This is a genomic window from Marinomonas algicola (assembly GCF_014805825.1).
GTDB classification, from domain to species: domain Bacteria; phylum Pseudomonadota; class Gammaproteobacteria; order Pseudomonadales; family Marinomonadaceae; genus Marinomonas; species Marinomonas algicola.
The window spans coordinates 2,997,415-3,017,983 of record NZ_CP061941.1; the positions used below are offsets into that span (position 1 = coordinate 2,997,415).

The window sequence follows — 20,569 nt, forward strand, 5'->3', positions numbered from 1 at the left end:
TACCTTGTTAGACTTTATTGTAAGATGTTCTCTGACAACATTTGTTTAATTAATTGATCTACATGTTCCAATGCGATTGATGCATCGTCAAAATTAAAATGATGTAAATGCTCCTCTAATAGTAATATATAGTTGTTTTTTTCAATTGGTTTAACATGCTCTTTTATTTTTTCAAAAAGGTCAAGCGCTTCACCATCACTTGTATTAATGAGCTTTTTCAAATCCATTAAGAGCATAATGACTTCTTGATAATCAATGTCAGAAACATTCTTTATGCTATTTAGAGACTGATTTTTCATAGGTAAAAGATAAATAACAACTTGAGATAGACTGTTTTCAGCTTGATCAAATAAGGTTGCAAAATTTTCCAATAAATCATCACTATCTTGAATTTCTTTCATTAAATCCATTTCTGAACACCCGATTAATCTCTTAGCTTGTTTCTCTATTGCATAACTTATCTTTGATAATAAATACATACCCAAATTGGCGGACACCCCTTTTATCGCATGCGCTAATTGAGCTAAATTAGCATACTCTTTATTATCTAAATAACGTTTAAGTTGGGTATAACTGCCACTAAACTCGTTTGAAAAATCACTTAATAAAGAGCAATATAATGTTTTATTTCCATTAACTCTCTCTAAACCTAGGATCAAGTCGATGCCTAATGTTTGATTTTGCAAGAAGGATACGTCGTCCATTGATTCATTATTATGGTCACTAATGGGTAGGAAAGCGCGTTCTGCAGGAGCGATCCACAAGCCTAAAACGTCCCAAAGTTGATTCACATCTAAAGGTTTACTTAAATAGTCATTAAAGCCAGCCTCTTTGCACTCATCAATCACGCCTTTCATCGTATTAGCGGTAATGGCAATAATAGGTAATTTTTCGATTTTCAATTGTTGACGAATAAACTTGGTCGCTTCAACACCACCCATAACAGGCATCTGTAAGTCCATCAAAATTAAATCAAAACATTCATCTTCTAAAATTTCGACCGCTTGTTTGCCGTTATCGGCTAACTGAATTCGCACCCCTCCACTGACTAGAATTTCACTAAGAATTTGTTGATTAATCACTACATCCTCGACGATCAGGACTTTCGCCCCTCCAACCTTTATCTGATTTAATTGACGTCGTTTAAAGTCTTCAATGCCGCTGTTATCCGAAGACAGTTGTAATTCTTTTGGGTAGCCTAAAGTAGACATAATGGCATTAAACAGCTTAGAAGGCTTAATCGGTCTTTCTATGATTTGAATAACCGTAACGGTATCCACTTCTTTTTTTACCTCTGCAATAAATGCAATTGGGATAGTGAGCAAAAGATTATATTCAGCAATACTGTCAATCAATAATTTATGTGTCAGACTAAGTTGAAGAGGAATATCGATCAACGCCATCCCAAACTCATACATGGATGAACTCTTTGAGAGCAAATCTTGAGCTTGTTTTAATGTTTCAACAAACACAACTGAAAAGCCCATTGTCGTCAACATGGACATCATCATTGTAGTCTGGCTTCCTCGGCTGCAAACACAGAGGATATCTGTGGTTGCCTTTTTTTCTGGGAGCAAAGGGAAAACCAGTTGTTCAATATCCGTGTCAATACCAAGCTTTACATTTAACGTAAAGACCGATCCACGATCGACTTTGCTTTTTACCTGTATCCAGCCTTCCATTAATTCGCTTAACTTTTGACTTATAGCCAAACCCAGGCCTGTCCCTCCGTATTTTCGAGTAGTAGAAACATCCCCCTGATAAAAGGCATCAAAAAGTGTTGGTATTCTTCCTTCTTCAATGCCGACACCGGTATCTTCAACTATAAATGTTAAGAAAACGTCACTTTCAGATTGAAAAGTACAACGCACTTTCAATTGGACGCTTCCACTGTGAGTAAATTTCAGCGCATTATTAATAAGATTAATAAGTATTTGATTGAGACGTAAATCATCACCAACGACTCTTCTGGGTACACTTTTATCAATAATCAACGCAAAGTCGAGCTGCTTCAAATTAAATTTACTACTAAATAGATCGATGTGTTTTTCAAGGCTCGGTAACAGCTCAAACGGTTTATTTTCTAACTCAATTTTGCCCGCTGATATTTTTGAAAAGTCCAGAACATCATTTATAATATGAACCAATGCTTCCGATGCTGTGTCTGCTTTATCAATATAACCACTAAGAGTTGGAGTAAGCTGTTGCTCTCTCATTAAATAAATTAATCCGGTAATCGCATGCACTGGTGTACGAATTTCATGGCTCATATTGGCTAAAAAGTCACTTTTAGCCTGCGTAGCAGATTCCGCTCTCTCTTTCTGCTCCTGTAATAGTTTTTGACTCATTTCAAGCCTAGACATCATTAAATTAAATATATGGCCTATATTGCCAATTAAGTCATTTCTATTTTCAGTTAATACCCTTTCATGTAAGTGTCCTTTTTCTGTAATCGCCATCATGGTATGAACGAGACCGGATAAGCGTTTTCGAATAATGTAGTAAAGGCTCCACTGCAGTAACAGTATAAGAAGCGTACAAAAAACCATGAAAACAATACTTCTATGAATAATTTGAGAAGACGTATTTTCCAATTCCAGAATATGTTTTTTAGAATCCTGAGTTGCGTAAACAACACGGTCTGACGCGACTTCAAACAACCAATAATTACGAAAAGCGATTTCACTTTTCACTTCATTAAGATTATTAAATATATCTTCCGAATCTTCCATTAGCCGTTGCAATTGAATAGGGCTGGACGTTCCTAATACTTCATTAATTATATCGATTATGATTTCTGCATTCTCTTTATAAAGACCCAGTAATTTTGCGTCCATAGAATCTGGCCAGGCGCTTTCTATATCCGACTTAATTTTCAACAAACTTTCTTTTATTTGTAATATTTTGTCGTAATCTCTAGATGAGTCAAAAACTAAAAATTCAAGTTCAACCATGAACGCTTGTGTTTTAAACGCACTGTCCGCTAACAATTCCTTTAATGGAAGTTGAGAGTTCACCAACTTCAAAAGAGCGGCATTAGATGTTTCTGATGATTGGGATACGGCTTTTATTTGGCTGTCTAAATCATCAAGTTTTTGCCACCACCATTGATTACTCGCAACGATAAGCAGCACCACAAGTAACGCATTCGCGATTAATAGTAAGCCTATAGAAACCGTTTTATTAGAAAGCACTTGCACTACCCTTAAAATTGGAAGATCAAGGTATTAGAGACACTGTGATCATCATCACCCGAGTTATTATTAACTTAAACAAGGCATTCCTTAACTATAGAAGAACCTACAGAATACACATCAAGTTTATTCCTTTATCATCCCTGCTTTATAATCCATAGAAGACAGGTGCGAATTTTTGATGCGCATGCGACAATATTTGAAGAATCAATTTACGCCAAAATCATAAGAGTTAAGGGTTTGTATGTTATTGAATAAATGGCTAAGTTCTGTCGCCGATGTCGGAAGGGAGATGCTGTCTCGTAAAAACGACACTCGTAAATCAAAAACATTAGAAGAGTACTGCGCAGATCTCATGTCTAACAAGGGTGAAGCGCTTGGAACCGCTATCGCTAATGAAGTTGCAGCGGCCTATCAAGCCGCCGATGATGAAAAAAAACTCAGCTTTTTTCATCATTTAATTGACTGTTATTCACCAGATCCCGATGCGGTAGTTGAACTCGCCAATGCTTACCGTAACGAGCCAAACTATGAAAGCTATGTTGCGTTAAGCAGCGCTATAGAAGCACCACGCCAAAAGCTTTTCAAACGAATGAATATGGCCACTCAAGGTACGGAGGTAATTGTTTCCTTGCGTAAAGATTTCCTACGCTTAGTGAAAAACCACCCTGAACTAAAGCCAATCGACTTTGACTTATTGCATTTATTAAAATCATGGTTCAACCGTGGCTTTTTAACCATCGCTGAAATTGATTGGAATACACCTGCGGTCATTTTAGAAAAACTGATTGAATACGAAGCTGTCCACTTTATGTCGGGCTGGAACGACTTGAAAAAACGCTTGGGGCCGAACCGCCGTTGCTATGCTTTTTTCCATGCGTCTTTACCAAATGAACCACTTATCTTTGTTGAGGTAGCGCTGGTAAATGGTTTAGCGGGATCCATTGAGCCTTTAATTGATCCAGACCCACAAAGTGAGAAGGGCGACGCCGATGTGGATACCGCAATTTTTTATTCCATTAGTAACTGTCAAGCTGGCTTAGCAGGCATTTCTTTTGGTAATTTCTTAATAAAACAAGTCGTAATGGAATTGAAAAAAGAGTTTCCAGAGTTAACTCAGTTCTCTACACTGTCACCCATTCCAAGTTTCCGTCGTTGGTTATCACAGGAACTCGATAACAAAGAAAGTACCTTCCTCACTCAAAGTAATCGTTCCACTTTAAGCTTGTTAAGTGAAACCGATTGGTCCACCAGCCAAGAGCATTGCGAATTATTACAACCCGTGTTAACAAAGCTCTGTGCTCACTATATCGTCAACGCTAAAAAAGCAAACAAACCGTATGATCCGGTAACCCGTTTTCATTTAGGCAATGGCGCTCGTGTTGAACGTCTTAACTGGATGGGGGACAAATCCACTAAAGGATTGAGCCAATCTGCAGGCCTACTGGTCAATTATTTCTATGCCATAGATGAAGTAGAAAAAAATCATGAAGCGTTTGTTAACCAAGGGACGATCGCCTATTCAAAAGACATAAGCAAATTCCTCTTAGCAAACTAACGCTTTATTCCTCATATAATTCTAAGGGCAAGCCATCTGGATCTTGAAAAAAAGTAAAGAGCTTGCCCGTAAACTCATCGGTTCTGATCACTTCTACTTCGACACCTTTTTCTTGCAAATAAGACGTTGTCTTTTCAACTGACTCAACGACAAAAGCCAAATGTCGTAACCCCTGAGCTTCAGGTGTCGATGGCCGCTTTGGAGGATTAACAAAAGAAAAAAGTTCTATCTGCCCTCCATCTGGTAGTCGTAGGTCCAATTTATAAGACTGCCGTGCTTCTCGGTAATTTTCAGCAATCACCTCTAATTGCAAAATTTGAGTATAAAAGTGTTTAGACACTTCGTAATCAGAGCAAATAATGGCCACATGATGAATACGCTTAAACATAGATTTCCTTCATTTTCTTTTCTTTTCTTTTCTTAGACTAAAGTCGGGGTCCCACTTTGTCATAGTACTGTTAAATTAGGCTTGCAAATAAAAATAATTATAATTTAAAGGAGATCGCCTGTGGCAGATCAAAACAGCAACGCTAAAAACTATTGGAAGGCAAACGTCAGACTGATTTTAGGCAGTTTATTCGTTTGGGCTTTCGTTTCTTATGGCTGCGGTATTCTATTACGCCCTCTACTCTCTGGTATTGAGATTGGAGGCGCTGACCTCGGTTTTTGGTTTGCCCAACAGGGCTCCATTATTACCTTTATGGGGATTATTTTCCATTACGCATGGAAAATGAATAAGTTAGATAAAGAATATGGACTTGAGGAGTAAGCAACCATGAGTCAATTTACAATTAACTTATTATTTGTTGGTGCGTCTTTTGCGTTGTATATCGGCATCGCGATTTGGGCAAGGGCAGGTTCAACAAAAGAGTTTTACGTCGCTGGCGGTGGTGTTCATCCTGTGATGAACGGTATGGCGACCGCCGCAGACTGGATGTCAGCCGCGTCTTTTATTTCGATGGCAGGTTTAATCGCCGCAGGTGGTTACGCTAACTCTACGTTCCTAATGGGATGGACTGGTGGTTACGTTCTTTTGGCCATGTTATTGGCGCCTTACCTACGTAAATTTGGTAAGTTTACTGTTCCAGACTTTATCGGTGATCGCTTTTACAGCCCGGCCGCCCGTTTGGTTGCTGTTGCTTGTTTGATCATAGCGTCTGTTACCTATGTAATAGGTCAGATGACGGGGGCTGGCGTGGCTTTCTCTCGTTTCTTAGAAGTTAGTAACGATACTGGCCTAATGATTGCCGCGGTTGTGGTCTTCCTATACGCCGTATTAGGCGGCATGAAGGGCATCACCTATACCCAAGTAGCGCAATACGTTGTGCTTATTATTGCTTACACCATTCCGGCCGTTTTCATCTCTTTACAACTAACCGATACCTTTATTCCTGCGATCGGTTTATTTTCAGAACATACGGAGTCGGGAGTACCTCTGCTACAAAAATTAGATGAAGTCGTTAGAGAGCTTGGCTTTCGAGACTATACCGCCGACGTGGACAACAAACTCAACATGGTACTGTTTACCCTATCGTTAATGATTGGTACGGCCGGCTTACCCCATGTAATCATTCGCTTCTTTACCGTTCCTAAAGTAGCCGATGCTCGTTGGTCTGCAGGGTGGGCATTGGTTTTTATAGCATTACTGTACCTAACCGCACCCGCCGTAGCGTCAATGGCTCGCTTGAACTTATTAACCACAATTTATCCAAGTGGACCAACGGCCGAAGCCATTGCCTATGAAGAGCGCCCAGACTGGATTCAGACCTGGGAAACCACTGGTTTAATCCAATTTGAGGATAAAAACCAAGACGGCCGAATTCAGTTCTACAATGACAGCCCAGCCTTTACTGAAACCGCTACCGAACGAGGCTGGCAAGGCAATGAACTAAAAGTGAATAATGATATTTTGGTTCTTGCCAACCCAGAAATTGCCAATTTACCAGGGTGGGTTGTTGGATTGATTGCCGCAGGAGGATTGGCCGCCGCACTGTCAACAGCCGCTGGGTTGTTATTAGCCATTTCATCCGCCGTTAGCCACGATTTAATCAAAGGCTCGATAAACCCCAACATATCCGACAAACATGAATTACTCGCCGCGCGGCTATCTATGGGAGTGGCGATTGTCGTTGCTACCTACCTTGGTTTAAACCCACCAGGTTTTGCGGCTCAAGTGGTTGCTCTTGCGTTCGGTATTGCGGCCGCATCGATTTTCCCAGCCTTAATGATGGGGATTTTCTCCAAACGCATTAATAGTAAAGGGGCCATCGCCGGTATGTTGGCGGGATTATTATCAACCGTCATTTATATATTCCTTTTCTTGGGCTGGTTCTTTATTCCTGGAACAGCGTCTTATACCAACACACCTGACAATTGGTTATTTGGTATATCGCCTCTATCATTTGGCGCTATCGGAGCCATGATAAACTTTGCTGTTGCCTTTGGCGTCTCCTCCATGACAGAAGCACCACCGAAAGCCATTCAAGATTTAGTGGAAAGCGTGCGTTATCCAAAAGGCGCTGGAGAAGCTATTGACCATTAACTCAATCGTCACAATGTAAAATAGCATCACATTAAATGGTAAGCCGCCAGAGTATGATGTCAATACTCTGGCCTTTCTATCGCTAAATAAGAAGTGAGACATTATGTTTTGGGAATTAGTTGCAACTGTTTTTGCCGGTATTAGTAGTGCAGGCATCGCCTTATTTTTACGTTCAATCAGTAAAAAGAAACTTCCCGTCTGGATTATCCCTACCTTTGCAGGCCTGGGTATGTTGGCATTTCAAGTACAAAGTGAATACGGCTGGTACACACACCAAGTCAGTTTATTGCCACAAGGTGTTGAAGTGGTTAAAAAGGTTGAAGAAGAAGCGCTATGGCGCCCATGGAGTTTTATTTACCCACAGACAACACGATTTATTGCTGCAGATATAAAAAACGCCTCGATTAACGCATTAAATACCAATGTGATTCTAGTTGATTTGTATTTCTTTGAGCGTCGCCATCTAGCCAAAAGAGTCCCTCAGGTTGTCAATTGTGGCACCTTATCGAGAGCACATTTGACGCAAAATTTAGAAGTTCAAACCCACTTGATCAATCAAAAAAAGTGGACACAATTAGATAAAAAGGACCCGTTATTAACGAAACTCTGTCAAGCCTAAGCCATTCATCAATTACTCACTTAATTATTAAAAAACAGAGAGTTGAGTCAAATCATAAAAATACCAACTTAGTTTTATTAAACGCTGTTATAAAGGTACACTTCAAAAGAGCGTTTTATAATAACTCGCTTTTCATCATTTAGTTTTGATTCATGAAAAGACCCGTGAAAAGCGTCTATTCATTTAATACACTATACTGTTCGTAGAACAATGGAATATCAAAGTGGAATATAAGAACACATTATGAGTAAGAAACCGTCACAAGCGTATGTAAGATGTTTCTGGGTAGGACGTATGCAGTTAATTAATGGGACTTTTGTGCCGATTCACTGCACCCACATGTCCAATAAGTTTTTAGAAGTTGAAGCACCACAAAGCATCTTTGGTTCAAAAAAAGTCAAAGTAGAATTGGACGCTTCGCATGACGGAAAAATGAAAAAAATTAAAGCCATTTGCGCAACCGATCTAGATGTTTTAAACGAACATGACAAACACTATATAAAACTGCACTTTGAACGCATTGCAGAGGAAGACATTAAATTTATTGAAGAATTTGTCGAAGCTCATGCCTAAACAACAGAATAACGAAGGCTAAGAAGAAGCTAACGTTAACAAAGGCCAATCTACTTAAACTAACTAGATTGGCCAAGTCATTAATGCTTAAGCTAGCTGAGCTTTAAAAAAGTCCACACTTCTTGACCACGCTAATTCAGCACTTGCCTCATCATAACGAGCCGTTGAATCATTATGGAAGCCATGATTTACATCTTCGTAGACAAATGCTTGGTAATCTACCTGATTGGCTTTTAAAGCCGCTTCATACTCACCCCACGTGGCATTCACTCTTTTATCCAATTCACCAAACTGTAGCATCATAGGCGCTTTGATCTGATCAATATTGGCTTTTGGAGGCGTACCATAAAAAGGCACAGCGGCATTAATAATATCCGGCATTTCGGCGGCCAGCATGTTACTAATGTAGCCACCATAACAAAAACCAATAACACCCAACTTAGCATTACTTAGTTCGTGATTTTTCAGAAACCGTGCCGCGGCTTTAAAATCTTCTTCCATTTTTGCGGAATCCAATGATTTTTGTAGCGCACGGCCTTCGTCATCATTTCCTGGATACCCCCCTACAGAAAACAGAATATCAGGGGCAAAGGCAATAAAGCCTACTTTAGCCAACCTACGCGCGACATCTTCTATGTATGGGTTTAAGCCTCGATTTTCATGCACCACCAATACTACAGGAGCGTTACCTTGAAGCTCTTTTGGAACAACTAAATAGCCATTGCCTTTTCCATGACCGCTTGGTGAGTCGAATTCTTCATAGCTTGCAATAATGTCGGGATCATTAAAAGAAACCTGTTCAGCTAATGCGTAATTAGGAATCAAAGCCCCAGCTACCATGCTCATACTTAACCCTGCGACGCCTAATGCACCTAGGCGAGATAAAAAAGTTCGTCTATCGATATCGCCATGTGCATATTCATCATACCAATCAAATGCTTCTTGCGGGATTGCAGACACCGTTGACGAAGCGACATTTGTTTTTTCAGTCATGACACAGTCCTCTTTGCAGAATAGTTTTAGGGTTATATAAGCAATACGTCAGTACGCTTTTTTTGGATTTAAAATAATAGGTAATTTCTTACAAGGCATAAAAAAAGCCTCAATTTAGAGGCCTTTTTTAGGAAGCATTCTAAACGCTTATATTAAGATAGCGTCTTCTCAAATAAATTCAATAACCGATCACTGTCCACTTCCATACACACCTGAGTCATTGGAACGCCATCCCAATGAGGTTCAGGGAATGACATGCCTTGTGGAGCGAATATGGTTTGCCCAATAGCAATGCCTTCACACGCTACGCGAATGGCCCCTAATTCAATACCAAAAATATCGGGCTCCATCGCATAAGCCACCGTTGAAGCATCATGAAAAAAGCACCCATCCACATTCAGTCGATCATTATAGAATTGAATATAATATTGGGCCGCTTGATGCAGAAAGTCACCATGTTCTGGACGGGATGCTTTAATACGCGCTAATATATCGTTTGTTAATAGCACTTGGTGAGTTACATCTAAACCAATCATGGTCACTTGCCAATTCGCTGTAAACACGATGTCAGCGGCATGCGGGTCATTGATAATATTCGCTTCTGCAACAGGAGATACGTTGCCGTATTCGACAGCCGCTCCCCCCATTAAGATAACTTCATCGACTAAATCCGCAATTTCAGGTGCCATTTTAAGCGCAGTAGCCAAGTTACCCAAAGGTCCTAAAGCAATAAGTGTTACCTCACCTGGGTTTGCTTTTACCGAATCAATAATAAACTGCGCCGCACTTACGTCTACGGCACGGCTCTTCGGATCAGGCCAATTGATATTCCCAAAACCATCTGCACCATGAACAAAATCAGCATGCGGTCTAGGCTCAATCTCTAAGGGAACCGCAACACCTTTAGCAACGGGAACATTAACGCCTGCGAGTTCAGTCAAAATCAGAGCATTTTTCGTCGCTAAATCTACAGAAACATTGCCAAATGTTGTCGTTAAACCAAGCACATCTAATTGGTTCGTCTTAAAGGCAAAAAGAATGGCCATTGCATCATCAACACCAGGATCCGTATCGATTATTACTTTACGAGACATTATGTTCTCCTATTTTATTCTGCTTAAATTCGGTTAAAACAACAGCGGTCAGAACCATCATTATTGAGCGACTAAGAATTCATCAACTTCTTGCTTAGTGGGAATCGCTGGCGCAGCACCTAAACGAGTGACACAAACAGCCGAAGCCGCGCAAGCACGAGTTAATGCCTCTTTAATTGAAAGCTCATTCATTAACGCCGCTAGAAAGAAGCCGATGAAAGTATCTCCTGCGGCGGTTGTATCAATCGGAGCTACCTTAAAAGCAGGGACAAAAATATCTTGCTCACCACATAAATAGCGAACACCTTTACTGCCTAAGGTCATTAAAATGGCTAAATCTGGATACTGATGCTTTAACGCATCCTTGGCGGCGTCTACAGTGGACGCTTGAACCAAGTCCATGGCTTCTACTTCGTTTACAATCAGTAGATCAATAGAAGGCATAAGCTGCTGAGTTAAAGCAACGTCCATTGGCGCTGGGTTAAAAGCAATAGGAATGTGTTTTTGATTCGCTTGTTTAACAATATAATCTATTTGATTGGTTTCGTTTTGCAACAACACCCAATCGCCTTTAATCACTTTTTCTAATGCCTCATCTACCAAGGCATTGTTTAAAGTATGGTTGGCCCCTGGAAATAGAATAATGGCATTTTCAGCTTCTTTGTTTAGTTGAATAATGGCATGACCTGTCGGTGTTGTTGTACGCGAAATAAATGACGTATTTACGCCAACCTCATTCAGCTCTTTGATAACCGCATCGTCGTGAGTATGCACAGCACCAACATGCCGAACATCTGCGCCGGCTCTTGCCAAAGCGATGGATTGATTCGCACCTTTGCCGCCCAATTGCATTTGGTAAGACAGCGAAGCCATCGTTTCACCTGGTCGTACAAAATGATCTACTTTATACAGATGATCTAAATTAATAGAGCCAAAGTTATACACTGCCATTTTTTATACCTTTTTAAACACTAAGTATTGCACTTAGCGCCTCGTTAATCTTTTTATTTTTACATCACACATTGAAAATTATGTTTCAATAATGACAAAAAAGAAACAAAAGAATTCATTCTCAGGAAAATAAAATAAAAAAACGCCCCTGTCATACGAAAGGAGCGTCTTATTTTGATTCCGTTAAACTAGTTAGGTTGTTTAACTTTATCTAAGAATGAACGACCTTTTTGTGCCGCAATACGCATACGTAATGCATTAAGCTTAATAAATCCAGCCGCATCTTTCTGATCATAAGCACCCGCATCATCTTCAAACGTGGCAACAGAACTATCAAATAAGCTGTTATCAGACTGACGACCCACAACCGTGACGTTACCTTTATACAGTTTTAAACGCACTGTGCCACTCACGTATTCTTGGGATGCATCAATCAGTGCTTGCATCATACGACGTTCTTCAGACCACCAGAAACCGTTATAGATGATTTTCGCATAACGCGGCATCATTTCATCTTTTAAGTGCATCGCTTCACGATCTAAAGTGATGGATTCGATCGCACGGTGCGCTCTCATCATGATAGTCCCACCCGGTGTTTCATAACAACCACGAGCCTTCATGCCTACAAAACGGTTCTCTACAATATCAACGCGCCCAATGCCATTCGCACCACCAATCTTGTTCAATGTTTCCAAGATAGTTGCAGGAGACATGGCTTCGCCATTAATAGAAACTGGGTCACCTTTTTCATAACCAATTTCAATGTAAGTGGCTTCATTTGGCGCATCTTCAGGGGAAACAGACCAGCGCCACATATCATCTTCAGGCTCTGTCCAAGGATCTTCAAGTTGATCACCCTCAAAAGAAATGTGCAGCAAGTTGGCATCCATTGAATAAGGAGATTTTTTCTTCTTAGTAGAAAAGTCGACTGGAATCTCATGCTTTTCACAGTACGCCATTAGCGTTTCACGTGAAGTAAGGTCCCATTCACGCCAAGGTGCAATCACTTTTACACCAGGCTTAAGCGCATAAGCACCTAGCTCGAAACGAACTTGGTCGTTCCCTTTACCTGTTGCGCCATGAGAGATGGCATCTGCACCCGTTTCGTTTGCTATCTCAATCAAGCGCTTCGCGATAAGAGGACGAGCAATAGACGTACCAAGTAAGTACTCGCCTTCATAAATAGTATTGGCACGAAACATAGGGAAAACGAAATCACGAACAAACTCTTCGCGTAAGTCTTCGATGTAAATTTCCTTGATACCCAACGCTTGAGCTTTAGCGCGAGCTGGTTCAACTTCTTCACCCTGGCCTAAATCAGCCGTAAAAGTAACCACTTCACAATTATACTCTTCTTGAAGCCACTTCACGATTACGGAAGTATCAAGGCCACCAGAATAGGCTAAAACAACCTTATTCACGTCAGACATTCTTATATTTCTCCTTATGAGATTGTATATACGCTACTCATTAATTGTTCTAGCAACGCACTATTAAATATATTATAGGGGTAACCTAGTTTAAGTTTTCACTGATTTCTTAGCAAGCCGCAAACGCAGTATTCCTAGCGTTAAAGAGGGTGAATTGCGAAATAATTTGGTAATTATTCGAATTTTTCAAGACGGATCGTTACCCGACGGTTACGCTCTCGTCCAGCGGACGTCCGGTTTTCGATCGCAGGGTAACGCTCACCGTGATAACGAGAAATGATTTTTTCAGCAGGAACACCTTGTTCCAACAAATACGTAGTGACCACTTCAGCCCGTACTTTGGATAATTCACGGTTATCACGTCGCGAGCCAAGAGAATCAGTATGCCCATCAATGTAAATATATTCGACAGATGGGTCAGAAGAAACATACAGTGCAATTAAATCTAAACGGTTTCTTATACGACTCGATAATTCAACCCCCTTATTGGCAAACAACACCGCAGAACGGGCAATTTGATCATAATTAACGGGCAATAAGCCGGACAAGCAACGACGAAATTCATTATAAGCCGGTGCAAAATTAATATTTGATAAGCTAACTTCAATGGTTTCTCGGCTGCTTTCCCAAGCGGTTCCTGCCACAATGGGATGGCGGCCATTATCTAACGAAGTCAGCATTCTTTCCGCTACTTTACCACCAACTTCAACCGTTAAACCGTAACCGGGATAGGGTAACACCTCTAACGTTTCAGGATTTGAGCCAGGCGCCCAATTAGGTGCTTGTGAAATAATATACACATTGCCGGGGCCCATTTTTTCATTTTCGGGTTTTAGAATAAACTTCATAGGCTCGCCAGCTTCTTTTATAAAGTGGCCTTCACCATAGTGAGGAACAGGATGCGTTAAGCTGCAGGAAAAAATATCGCCAGACAGAAGCCATTCCGCACTTTCAAAACTGGATTGATAACGGGTTAAGGCTTGCGAGGGGGTGGCCAAACACAAAGCAAGGGATGCGATCACGAAATTAATTTTATGTTGCATTGCATTTCCCATTTAGAGTCTCGTTCAAGCTGTCACTAATATGTTATCATTCTCAATTTTTCTAGCCAGTATAAACTAAATACGTGGCAGAATAAGAATTTCCATTTGTCAAACCAACAGACTTTTACTATGCATGAAATAAAAGATCGTTTCCGTGGCTTCCTACCTGTCGTTATCGACATAGAAACCGCAGGCTTTAATGCTAAAACAGATGCACTCCTAGAAATTGCCGCCAGCCTACTCCGGATGGATGACAATGGTGAGCTCTATATTCATGAAACCGTTGAGTTTTTAGTCAAACCATTTGAAGGCGCGAACTTAGAAAAAGCCGCGCTTGAGTTCACAGGAATTGACCCATATGCTCCCGATCGCAACGACATGAATGAGCAAGAAATGTTGGGCCAGCTCTTTAGTAAAGTTCGCAAGGAACTTAAATCAGTTGAGTGTAAACGCGCCATTCTTGTGGGCCATAATGCGTCTTTTGACCATGGTTTTTTAAATGCAGCCATTGAGCGATGTGAAATTAAACGCAATCCATTCCACCCTTTTTCCAGCTTCGACACAGCCAGTTTAGCCGGTCTCGCCTTCGGCCAAACGGTTTTAGCGAAAGCCTGTGAAGTCGCAGGCATTGAATTTAGTAATGCCGAAGCGCATTCCGCCAAATACGACACAGCAAAAACGGCTGAACTCTTTTGTGAGATCGTCAATCGCTGGAAGCAAATGGGAGGCTGGGCCCTATCCGACCCGAATATGGAAGACAGCATGGCGTCTTTTATGTAAAAAAACATGTAAAATGTAAAGACTACTTCACTAAGTCGTCAACACAGACATGCCAAAAACAGGCGAAAAAGCCGTGTTTATGAGTTATAAATGCGCATTTTGAGCCTGTTTTTACAGTCTATTGAACTGGCCCTAATACTATAAAAATACCATGCGGTAGAAAGTATTCTATTTTAAAATACCGTCCTAGCTGAATACTCAGAATCCAGCCAGCACAGTGCCCTCTGACATCGTCTTTCACCCCTTCTCTCTCTATTAACAAGTCACCTGTAAACACACCCAACAGCCTACACTATTTTGTATAACAACAACCTTGTATGATGATTTTAATGGTTATTGATGTATATTATTTAACCATTATCGGGAGGCCGCATAGGCCGTTGAGATGTAGGTCGGGATTCATCCCGACAAATCTTCTGCACTGGACGCTTAGGTTGTTGAAATTGGTTGAGTTGTTGGCCTAAAGGCGCAACCTACATTACTTTCAGATGCACTGGCCTCATAGGCCGTTGAGATGTAGGTCGGGATTCATCCCGACAAACCTTCTGCACTGGCCGCTTAGGTTGTTGAAAATGGGTGAGTTGTTGGCCTAAAGGCGCAACCTACATTGGGTAATTATCCCATTTAATGTTTGCCAATTTTTGTCGAATCCCCTACCGTATGATCTGAATTTAATGGAATATGAGGCATGCCTATTAAACGCATCGCGTATCTTGGATTGGGTTGGTTGTCTTTGGTGGCGGGGGTGATCGGTATTTTTTTACCTTTACTACCAACGACACCGTTCGTCTTGCTGTCGGCGTGGTGTTTTTCACGCTCGTCCAGACGCTTTCATGCTTGGTTAACAGAGCACCGTTTCTTTGGCCCCATTGTGCGTGATTGGCAATCTGGGCATGGCATCCCTAGGAAAACCCGCAATAGAGCACTTATTCTTATGTGGCTGAGTATGGGGTTGTCTATGTATCTAGTCGGTCGGCCTTGGGCAACGTTTGCCTTGATTAGCATTGGTATCATGACAAGCGTTATGTTGCTTCGTTTACCCATTAAAAAACAATAATATGGATAAGGTTATTATGAATAAGTCGCCATTAATATTATTTAGTTTACGTCGCCTCGCTCTCATTTTTTTATCGGTTATCTTTATTATCGGTTTTTTGATTTGGCTGCTTTTGCCGGTTGTGACCAAAACCATCTTAAACCACTACTTCCAGCAGCAAAATGCGCAGCTGATTATTAATGAGTTAGACATTAACCCTTTTCAGGGCGTTATCGTTGCAAAAGATGTGGAGGCGTATTCGCTTAAGAGTGATGCTAAGGAACAAGTATTATCCCTTGAGAGTTTTAAAATAGACCTTTCGTATTCTTCTCTTTTCAATAAAACTCTTTATGTAAATACCCTGCGTCTGAATGGATTAAATGCGGACTTAGTTCAATCCGAGAACGCTTGGCACGTTGCAGGGCTCACCTTTCCTATTCCGGCCGCCACTAACGATGACGTGGAGACCATGGCACCAGCAGAGGGTGAAGACGTCAGTCCATCGGATTGGAGAATAGACGTTCCTAAGATTCAAATATCAAATACCCAGTTAACGCTAGACCGTTTTAATCAGGATGTGCCATCGGCGCCTTTTAAAGACACGTTAAACATTAACACTATTTTGCTCTCTGACATTGAGGGCAAAGCGAATGTCTGGAATGCCAAAGCCGATATAGACATCAGCATCAACCAGTCCATTGTGCGTTTACAGTCTAGCTTTACCTATAACCCAGAAAAGGTGACGGCTTTCATTGAACTTGATGAACTAACGGTGGATTCTACACAATTTAGCCATTATTTTATTCAAAACGAGACGCCACCTCAGGTCTTATTATCCGTATCTGGTGATATGGAAATAGAGCAAGGCTTAGCCGATAGTAATAAACGACTGTCCGTCTCTAGCCAGGCTTTTTCCGTCTTACTTAATGACTTAACGGTCAGTACACCCGACTTGTCTTTTTCATCTGATAGTATTCAGTTAAACACGCAAGAGCTCGCATTCAACTTATCTCCGGATAATCATTTTGATATACAAACAGCGGCGACCTTGGAGGCGAATACCTCACAATTTTCGATGCCTACAAAAGACGCAGACCAAGCAAAGTCTGGCAATACATCAACCACAGGAACCCATGTCTCTTTAGGCAAGCTTTCCACACAAGCTTCGTTAAATGTGAGTCAAGACGAGGCCTTGTTAACTGTACTAGACTCTATGACAGACATTGAATTACTCGCCCTGAAAGGCCATGTTAATGAGTTCAATATAGCCAACGAGATGAGTCATCTCGTGTTGTCTGAGCTTTCTATAAAGCAAGATAAACTGAACGCGCTCGATCTTGATGCTCATTTACGATTCGATTCTAAGCAACTCGATTTGTCATCGTCTATCGACCCATTAAAGGCAAATTACAAAAACCTTCAGTTCGGAAGCGAAATTACCCTAAGTAAAAACGCAGAAAAGCTTGATTTGCGCAGCTTAAATACCACACTACTCACTCATACCGTTGAGTTCATCCAAGACTCTGTCGAGTTCACCAATGAACTCACGGAGCTAAGCCTACCTAAACTCTCGCTAAATAGGCTGTTAAATGGAAACCACGATTTAGCGCTTGAACTGAACCCAACTTTGCGCAGCCAAAACACGAACATGAAGAATGCTGAAGACTACGCTCAGTATAAAGACATTAACTTTTCCGGCGATCTTGCACTCAAACAAGCCGATAAGCAGGTTGCATTTGATGGGCAAAACATCGCTCTTTCCGCAAAAAACGTATCGGCAAACCAAGCGGACTATAAGCTGGATTCGTCACTTATACAGCTGTCTTTACCTAATATTGCGTTTCATCAAAACCAAAACCAAGAAATGAGTCTAAAAGCCGACCCTCAGGTTGACTTAAAACAAATCACGGTTCTTAACGCAGACGATGATCAACTTCTAGCATTGGGCGCTCTTTCAAGTTCTGCGGTTTATGTCGAAAAAAATCCGACCACAATGTCATTAAAAATGGATGACATCACCCTTTCAGATACGGTTATTTCCAAGCCAAACACGACCCAAGCCGAAACCCCTTATCTGGCGAAATTCAGTAAACTTTATGCCAATGCCTTGGATATAACAGATACCAAAGCCAGTATTAACGCCATTACCTTAACGGATGTAGAGTCTAATCTGTTATTTGATAATCAGAGGAATCTTAAGAATTTGGTCTTTTCACAAAATGACGATGCCGCGTCTGCAACGAAAGCCGCTGAGGAGACAGGAAAAAGAACAGAATCAAGCCCAACAGAGACTTCCAGCGTGGCCAGCAGCACCACAAAAGCGTTAACTGACGAACCTGAGACCCAACCTTACCATCTAAAACTGAATGAATTTAAAATTGATGGTGAGTCCAGTATTTACATAAATGATGAAGGTATCGTCCCCAGCCTAAGTCAAACGCTTTATATCGACAACTTTAGCATCACTAAGGTCGATACCAGCCAACCAAAACAAGCCACACATATTCTGTTGGATGCACGTAACGGTAAATACGCGACCATTCACTTAGAATCTGAGGTTACTCCTTCAAGCGATCACCTTACTATGCAAACCCAATTGTCGACAAAAGAAATTGAACTCACGCCTTTCTCTCCTTATATTGCGGATATATTGGGTTATACCATCGAATCAGGACAATTGGATGCCGACATAAAAGTGGACTCTGATAACGGAAAATTAGCGGGTAATTCAGCGCTTACATTTCGACGCTTTGACTTAGGCGGCCGTGATGATCAGACCAGCAGCAGCCCAAGTGTCATTCCTTTAAACTTAGCCATAGGGGCACTGAAAGACGGTAAAAATAATATTGCCCTTAACATCCCTATGTCGGGCGATATCAATAACCCCTCGTTCCAATGGCAGAACTTTCTGATCATCCCAATCCGTAAAGCGCTTTACAGTGCATCTAGCTCTTACCTTATGCAAACCTTTGTACCCTACGCCAACATCATCAGCGTGGCACAAATCGCCAGCGAGCAAATATTTAAATTAAGGATGAAGCCACTTGATTATCTTCCTGAAGAGACGGGTATTTCCGATACCCAAACGCAATTTGTCGAGCAGCTATCCGCATTATTAAAAGAGAAAAGGGAGGCTCAATTAAAGATGTGTTCTATCGCTGTGCCAGCCGACTTAGGTATTGAGGATACTTCTGTTGAATTAACTGAAATACAAATTGAATCACTTAAAGCTCTGGCTCAACGGCGCGCCGAGAATTTAAAAGACAGCCTAATACGCTCAGAAGACATTGCTTCGTCACGTTTATTTCTGTGTTCCTCTACGATTGATAGACAAGCAGGTGCGTCTCCAAGAATTGAGTTTGAGTTTTAAGATTGATCTAGAGCAAGAAAGTCACGTCACATGCATCAGCAACACCAGAAAAACTGATGCATGTCAGCATAATTTCTAACAGATGCGTTACTCTAGCGGCATCACTACTTACTATGTATTTTTATGGATAAGGAAGAAATTATGCCAGTAGAACACCACTCTTTAGTGAACGATTTACCTGAATTCAAAGAAGAAATTCATGAATTAAAAATCAATAACGCGCATTTTCGCAAACGGTTTGATGAATACCATGAAATCACCCGCCGTATTGAAAACATGGAAAATGAACTGATTCCAGCGACAACTCAAGAAGAAGAAGCGGCAAAAATTCATCGACTAGCGTTAAAGGATGAGCTATTTCTTATGATTCAAAAAGAAAAAGCCTCCATCGCTTAATAACGAATTACCCTCTCGAACACCCTAGAAATACCTTTGACGCCTAATATATTTTTGTATTAGGCGTTTTTTAATGCGGTTCTTTTAGCATCTCCAAGAACACATGCGCCGAATTTGATAGTGTTCTTTCAGTATGAATCAAACAACCAATACGGCGTTCGATCAGTGCATTGGGCAGGTCGAGAATACAAAGTGACTCATCAATCAGGTTTTCAGGTAAGACACTCCAACCAACACCCGCAGAGACCAGCATTTTTATCGCTTCCAGATAGTTGGTTGGGACAGAAACCGTTAAGTCGACCCCAGCGTGATCAAACAGGTCATCAATCAGCTGTCTAGTGTAAGTGGATCTACCGGGTAAAATACCCGAAAATTGACTGAGTGATGCCAATGTCACCGCGTTGCTTTTCGCCAGTGCGTGCTCTTTAGAACAGACAAAATTTAATCTTTCAGGCCATAGAGTAATAAAGCTAAGCTTATCATCAAGTTGTGATGGCTCGGTGATAATCGCCAGCTCTAACTTTCCCTGAAGGACATCTTGGTAGGCGTGTTTTGAGTGAATAAAATCTAAAGCAAATTCAACCTTTTGGTGCTTTTCAATAAAGCGTCTAATCGGTCTAGCAAGGTGGTGCAATCCAATATGCTGAGTGGTTGCGATAGAAAGTTGCCCCTCTACTGTCAATGACAAATTTTGTAAAGCGGTTAAACCACTTCTCGCCTCTTGCAATAGCCTATACGCATGGGGCAAAAACACTTCTCCGGCTTCAGTCAAATAAATACGTCTTCCGATACGGTCAAACAAACGGCATTTTAATTGGTCTTCTAAAGATTGAATTCTTTTGCTGATGCCGGGCTGAGTAAGGTGAAGTTTTTCGGCCGCTAATGAAAAGGAGTTTTCCTCTGCCGCGGTAATAAAGGCTTTAACAGCAATGGTATTCACAGAACGCTCCTACAGAAATCATTGTCAACATCATATATTTGCATAATAGT

At 41.1% G+C, this 20,569-nt stretch carries 18 protein-coding genes; 9 read left to right on the forward strand and 9 right to left on the reverse strand.

The genetic code is table 11. The features are described 5' to 3' along the window. Positions 1 to 14: 14 nt before the first annotated feature. Positions 15 to 3,194 (reverse strand): ATP-binding protein, encoded by a 3,180-nt coding sequence (locus IEZ33_RS13670; RefSeq protein WP_191600591.1) that lies wholly within the window; start codon positions 3,192 to 3,194, stop codon positions 15 to 17. A 244-nt stretch (positions 3,195 to 3,438) separates the two neighbouring features. Between IEZ33_RS13670 and IEZ33_RS13675 the strand changes: the two genes are divergently transcribed. Further along, entirely contained in the window at positions 3,439 to 4,752 is a 1,314-nt protein-coding gene (locus IEZ33_RS13675) for a malonyl-CoA decarboxylase (protein WP_191600592.1), read from the forward strand. Between the two features lie 4 nt (positions 4,753 to 4,756). On the opposite strand, the gene gloA2 is transcribed toward IEZ33_RS13675, so the two are convergent. Beyond that, positions 4,757 to 5,140 carry an SMU1112c/YaeR family gloxylase I-like metalloprotein gene (gloA2, locus tag IEZ33_RS13680; protein ID WP_191600593.1) on the reverse strand — a complete coding sequence of 128 codons (384 nt, stop codon included), beginning with the start codon at positions 5,138 to 5,140 and terminating at the stop codon, positions 4,757 to 4,759. A gap of 120 nt (positions 5,141 to 5,260) precedes the next feature. Between gloA2 and IEZ33_RS13685 the strand changes: the two genes are divergently transcribed. The 4 genes from IEZ33_RS13685 to IEZ33_RS13700 all read left to right on the forward strand — a co-directional run bounded on the left by IEZ33_RS13685 (position 5,261) and on the right by IEZ33_RS13700 (position 8,486). Then, the gene (locus tag IEZ33_RS13685; RefSeq protein ID WP_191600594.1) at positions 5,261 to 5,521 is read left to right on the forward strand and encodes a DUF4212 domain-containing protein; all 261 of its coding nucleotides are present in this window, start codon (positions 5,261 to 5,263) and stop codon (positions 5,519 to 5,521) included. A gap of 6 nt (positions 5,522 to 5,527) precedes the next feature. Next, positions 5,528 to 7,294, forward strand: coding sequence for a sodium:solute symporter family protein (locus tag IEZ33_RS13690; protein ID WP_191600595.1), 1,767 nt, complete (start codon positions 5,528 to 5,530; stop codon positions 7,292 to 7,294). Between the two features lie 103 nt (positions 7,295 to 7,397). Then, the gene (locus IEZ33_RS13695) at positions 7,398 to 7,913 is read left to right on the forward strand and encodes a hypothetical protein (RefSeq protein WP_191600596.1); all 516 of its coding nucleotides are present in this window, start codon (positions 7,398 to 7,400) and stop codon (positions 7,911 to 7,913) included. A gap of 243 nt (positions 7,914 to 8,156) precedes the next feature. Further along, a complete protein-coding gene (locus IEZ33_RS13700; protein WP_191600597.1) occupies positions 8,157 to 8,486 on the forward strand; it encodes a hypothetical protein in 330 nt (109 codons plus the stop codon). Positions 8,487 to 8,573: 87 nt separating this feature from the next. On the opposite strand, the gene IEZ33_RS13705 is transcribed toward IEZ33_RS13700, so the two are convergent. The 5 genes from IEZ33_RS13705 to IEZ33_RS13725 form a co-directional block, all read right to left on the reverse strand. Further along, positions 8,574 to 9,479 (reverse strand): dienelactone hydrolase family protein, encoded by a 906-nt coding sequence (locus IEZ33_RS13705; RefSeq protein WP_191600598.1) that lies wholly within the window; start codon positions 9,477 to 9,479, stop codon positions 8,574 to 8,576. A gap of 152 nt (positions 9,480 to 9,631) precedes the next feature. Further along, positions 9,632 to 10,573: a nucleoside hydrolase gene (locus tag IEZ33_RS13710; protein WP_191600599.1), complete on the reverse strand. Its 942-nt coding sequence runs from the start codon at positions 10,571 to 10,573 to the stop codon at positions 9,632 to 9,634. 60 nt (positions 10,574 to 10,633) lie between these two features. Continuing rightward, on the reverse strand, positions 10,634 to 11,524 hold the full coding sequence (locus IEZ33_RS13715; RefSeq protein WP_191600600.1) for a ribokinase: 891 nt from the start codon (positions 11,522 to 11,524) through the stop codon (positions 10,634 to 10,636). 188 nt (positions 11,525 to 11,712) lie between these two features. Next, positions 11,713 to 12,954: an argininosuccinate synthase gene (locus IEZ33_RS13720; RefSeq protein ID WP_191600601.1), complete on the reverse strand. Its 1,242-nt coding sequence runs from the start codon at positions 12,952 to 12,954 to the stop codon at positions 11,713 to 11,715. A 173-nt stretch (positions 12,955 to 13,127) separates the two neighbouring features. Further along, positions 13,128 to 13,997, reverse strand: coding sequence for a flagellar protein MotY (locus tag IEZ33_RS13725; RefSeq protein WP_240009539.1), 870 nt, complete (start codon positions 13,995 to 13,997; stop codon positions 13,128 to 13,130). 129 nt (positions 13,998 to 14,126) lie between these two features. Between IEZ33_RS13725 and rnt the strand changes: the two genes are divergently transcribed. Next, on the forward strand, positions 14,127 to 14,777 hold the full coding sequence (rnt, locus tag IEZ33_RS13730; RefSeq protein WP_191600603.1) for a ribonuclease T: 651 nt from the start codon (positions 14,127 to 14,129) through the stop codon (positions 14,775 to 14,777). A 118-nt stretch (positions 14,778 to 14,895) separates the two neighbouring features. Here the strand turns inward: rnt and IEZ33_RS13735 are convergent, their stop codons facing one another. Next, a complete protein-coding gene (locus tag IEZ33_RS13735) occupies positions 14,896 to 15,054 on the reverse strand; it encodes a hypothetical protein (protein WP_191600604.1) in 159 nt (52 codons plus the stop codon). 411 nt (positions 15,055 to 15,465) lie between these two features. Between IEZ33_RS13735 and IEZ33_RS13740 the strand changes: the two genes are divergently transcribed. The 3 genes from IEZ33_RS13740 (at position 15,466) to IEZ33_RS13750 (ending at position 19,579) form a co-directional block, all read left to right on the forward strand. Then, positions 15,466 to 15,834, forward strand: a complete 369-nt coding sequence (locus IEZ33_RS13740) for a YbaN family protein (RefSeq protein WP_191600605.1) — start codon at positions 15,466 to 15,468, stop codon at positions 15,832 to 15,834. 16 nt (positions 15,835 to 15,850) lie between these two features. Beyond that, positions 15,851 to 19,183 (forward strand): DUF748 domain-containing protein, encoded by a 3,333-nt coding sequence (locus tag IEZ33_RS13745; protein ID WP_191600606.1) that lies wholly within the window; start codon positions 15,851 to 15,853, stop codon positions 19,181 to 19,183. A gap of 141 nt (positions 19,184 to 19,324) precedes the next feature. Then, complete coding sequence (locus tag IEZ33_RS13750; protein ID WP_191600607.1) at positions 19,325 to 19,579, forward strand: HP1242/YdcH family protein; 255 nt, start codon at positions 19,325 to 19,327, stop codon at positions 19,577 to 19,579. Positions 19,580 to 19,649: 70 nt separating this feature from the next. On the opposite strand, the gene IEZ33_RS13755 is transcribed toward IEZ33_RS13750, so the two are convergent. Next, a complete protein-coding gene (locus tag IEZ33_RS13755) occupies positions 19,650 to 20,519 on the reverse strand; it encodes a LysR family transcriptional regulator (RefSeq protein ID WP_191600608.1) in 870 nt (289 codons plus the stop codon). Positions 20,520 to 20,569: the final 50 nt, after the last annotated feature.

What these genes read in the sequence shown, in the direction of transcription:
- IEZ33_RS13675 (WP_191600592.1), top strand. Translation starts at nt 3,439, where the DNA reads ATGTTATTGAATAAATGGCTAAGTTCTGTCGCCGATGTCGGAAGGGAG.
- IEZ33_RS13710 (WP_191600599.1), bottom strand. Translation starts at nt 10,573, where the DNA reads ATGTCTCGTAAAGTAATAATCGATACGGATCCTGGTGTTGATGATGCA.
- IEZ33_RS13720 (WP_191600601.1), bottom strand. Translation starts at nt 12,954, where the DNA reads ATGTCTGACGTGAATAAGGTTGTTTTAGCCTATTCTGGTGGCCTTGAT.
- gloA2 (WP_191600593.1), bottom strand. Translation starts at nt 5,140, where the DNA reads ATGTTTAAGCGTATTCATCATGTGGCCATTATTTGCTCTGATTACGAA.
- IEZ33_RS13705 (WP_191600598.1), bottom strand. Translation starts at nt 9,479, where the DNA reads ATGACTGAAAAAACAAATGTCGCTTCGTCAACGGTGTCTGCAATCCCG.
- IEZ33_RS13725 (WP_240009539.1), bottom strand. Translation starts at nt 13,997, where the DNA reads ATGCAACATAAAATTAATTTCGTGATCGCATCCCTTGCTTTGTGTTTG.
- IEZ33_RS13690 (WP_191600595.1), top strand. Translation starts at nt 5,528, where the DNA reads ATGAGTCAATTTACAATTAACTTATTATTTGTTGGTGCGTCTTTTGCG.
- rnt (WP_191600603.1), top strand. Translation starts at nt 14,127, where the DNA reads ATGCATGAAATAAAAGATCGTTTCCGTGGCTTCCTACCTGTCGTTATC.
- IEZ33_RS13750 (WP_191600607.1), top strand. Translation starts at nt 19,325, where the DNA reads ATGCCAGTAGAACACCACTCTTTAGTGAACGATTTACCTGAATTCAAA.
- IEZ33_RS13715 (WP_191600600.1), bottom strand. Translation starts at nt 11,524, where the DNA reads ATGGCAGTGTATAACTTTGGCTCTATTAATTTAGATCATCTGTATAAA.
- IEZ33_RS13700 (WP_191600597.1), top strand. Translation starts at nt 8,157, where the DNA reads ATGAGTAAGAAACCGTCACAAGCGTATGTAAGATGTTTCTGGGTAGGA.
- IEZ33_RS13695 (WP_191600596.1), top strand. Translation starts at nt 7,398, where the DNA reads ATGTTTTGGGAATTAGTTGCAACTGTTTTTGCCGGTATTAGTAGTGCA.
- IEZ33_RS13745 (WP_191600606.1), top strand. Translation starts at nt 15,851, where the DNA reads ATGAATAAGTCGCCATTAATATTATTTAGTTTACGTCGCCTCGCTCTC.
- IEZ33_RS13740 (WP_191600605.1), top strand. Translation starts at nt 15,466, where the DNA reads ATGCCTATTAAACGCATCGCGTATCTTGGATTGGGTTGGTTGTCTTTG.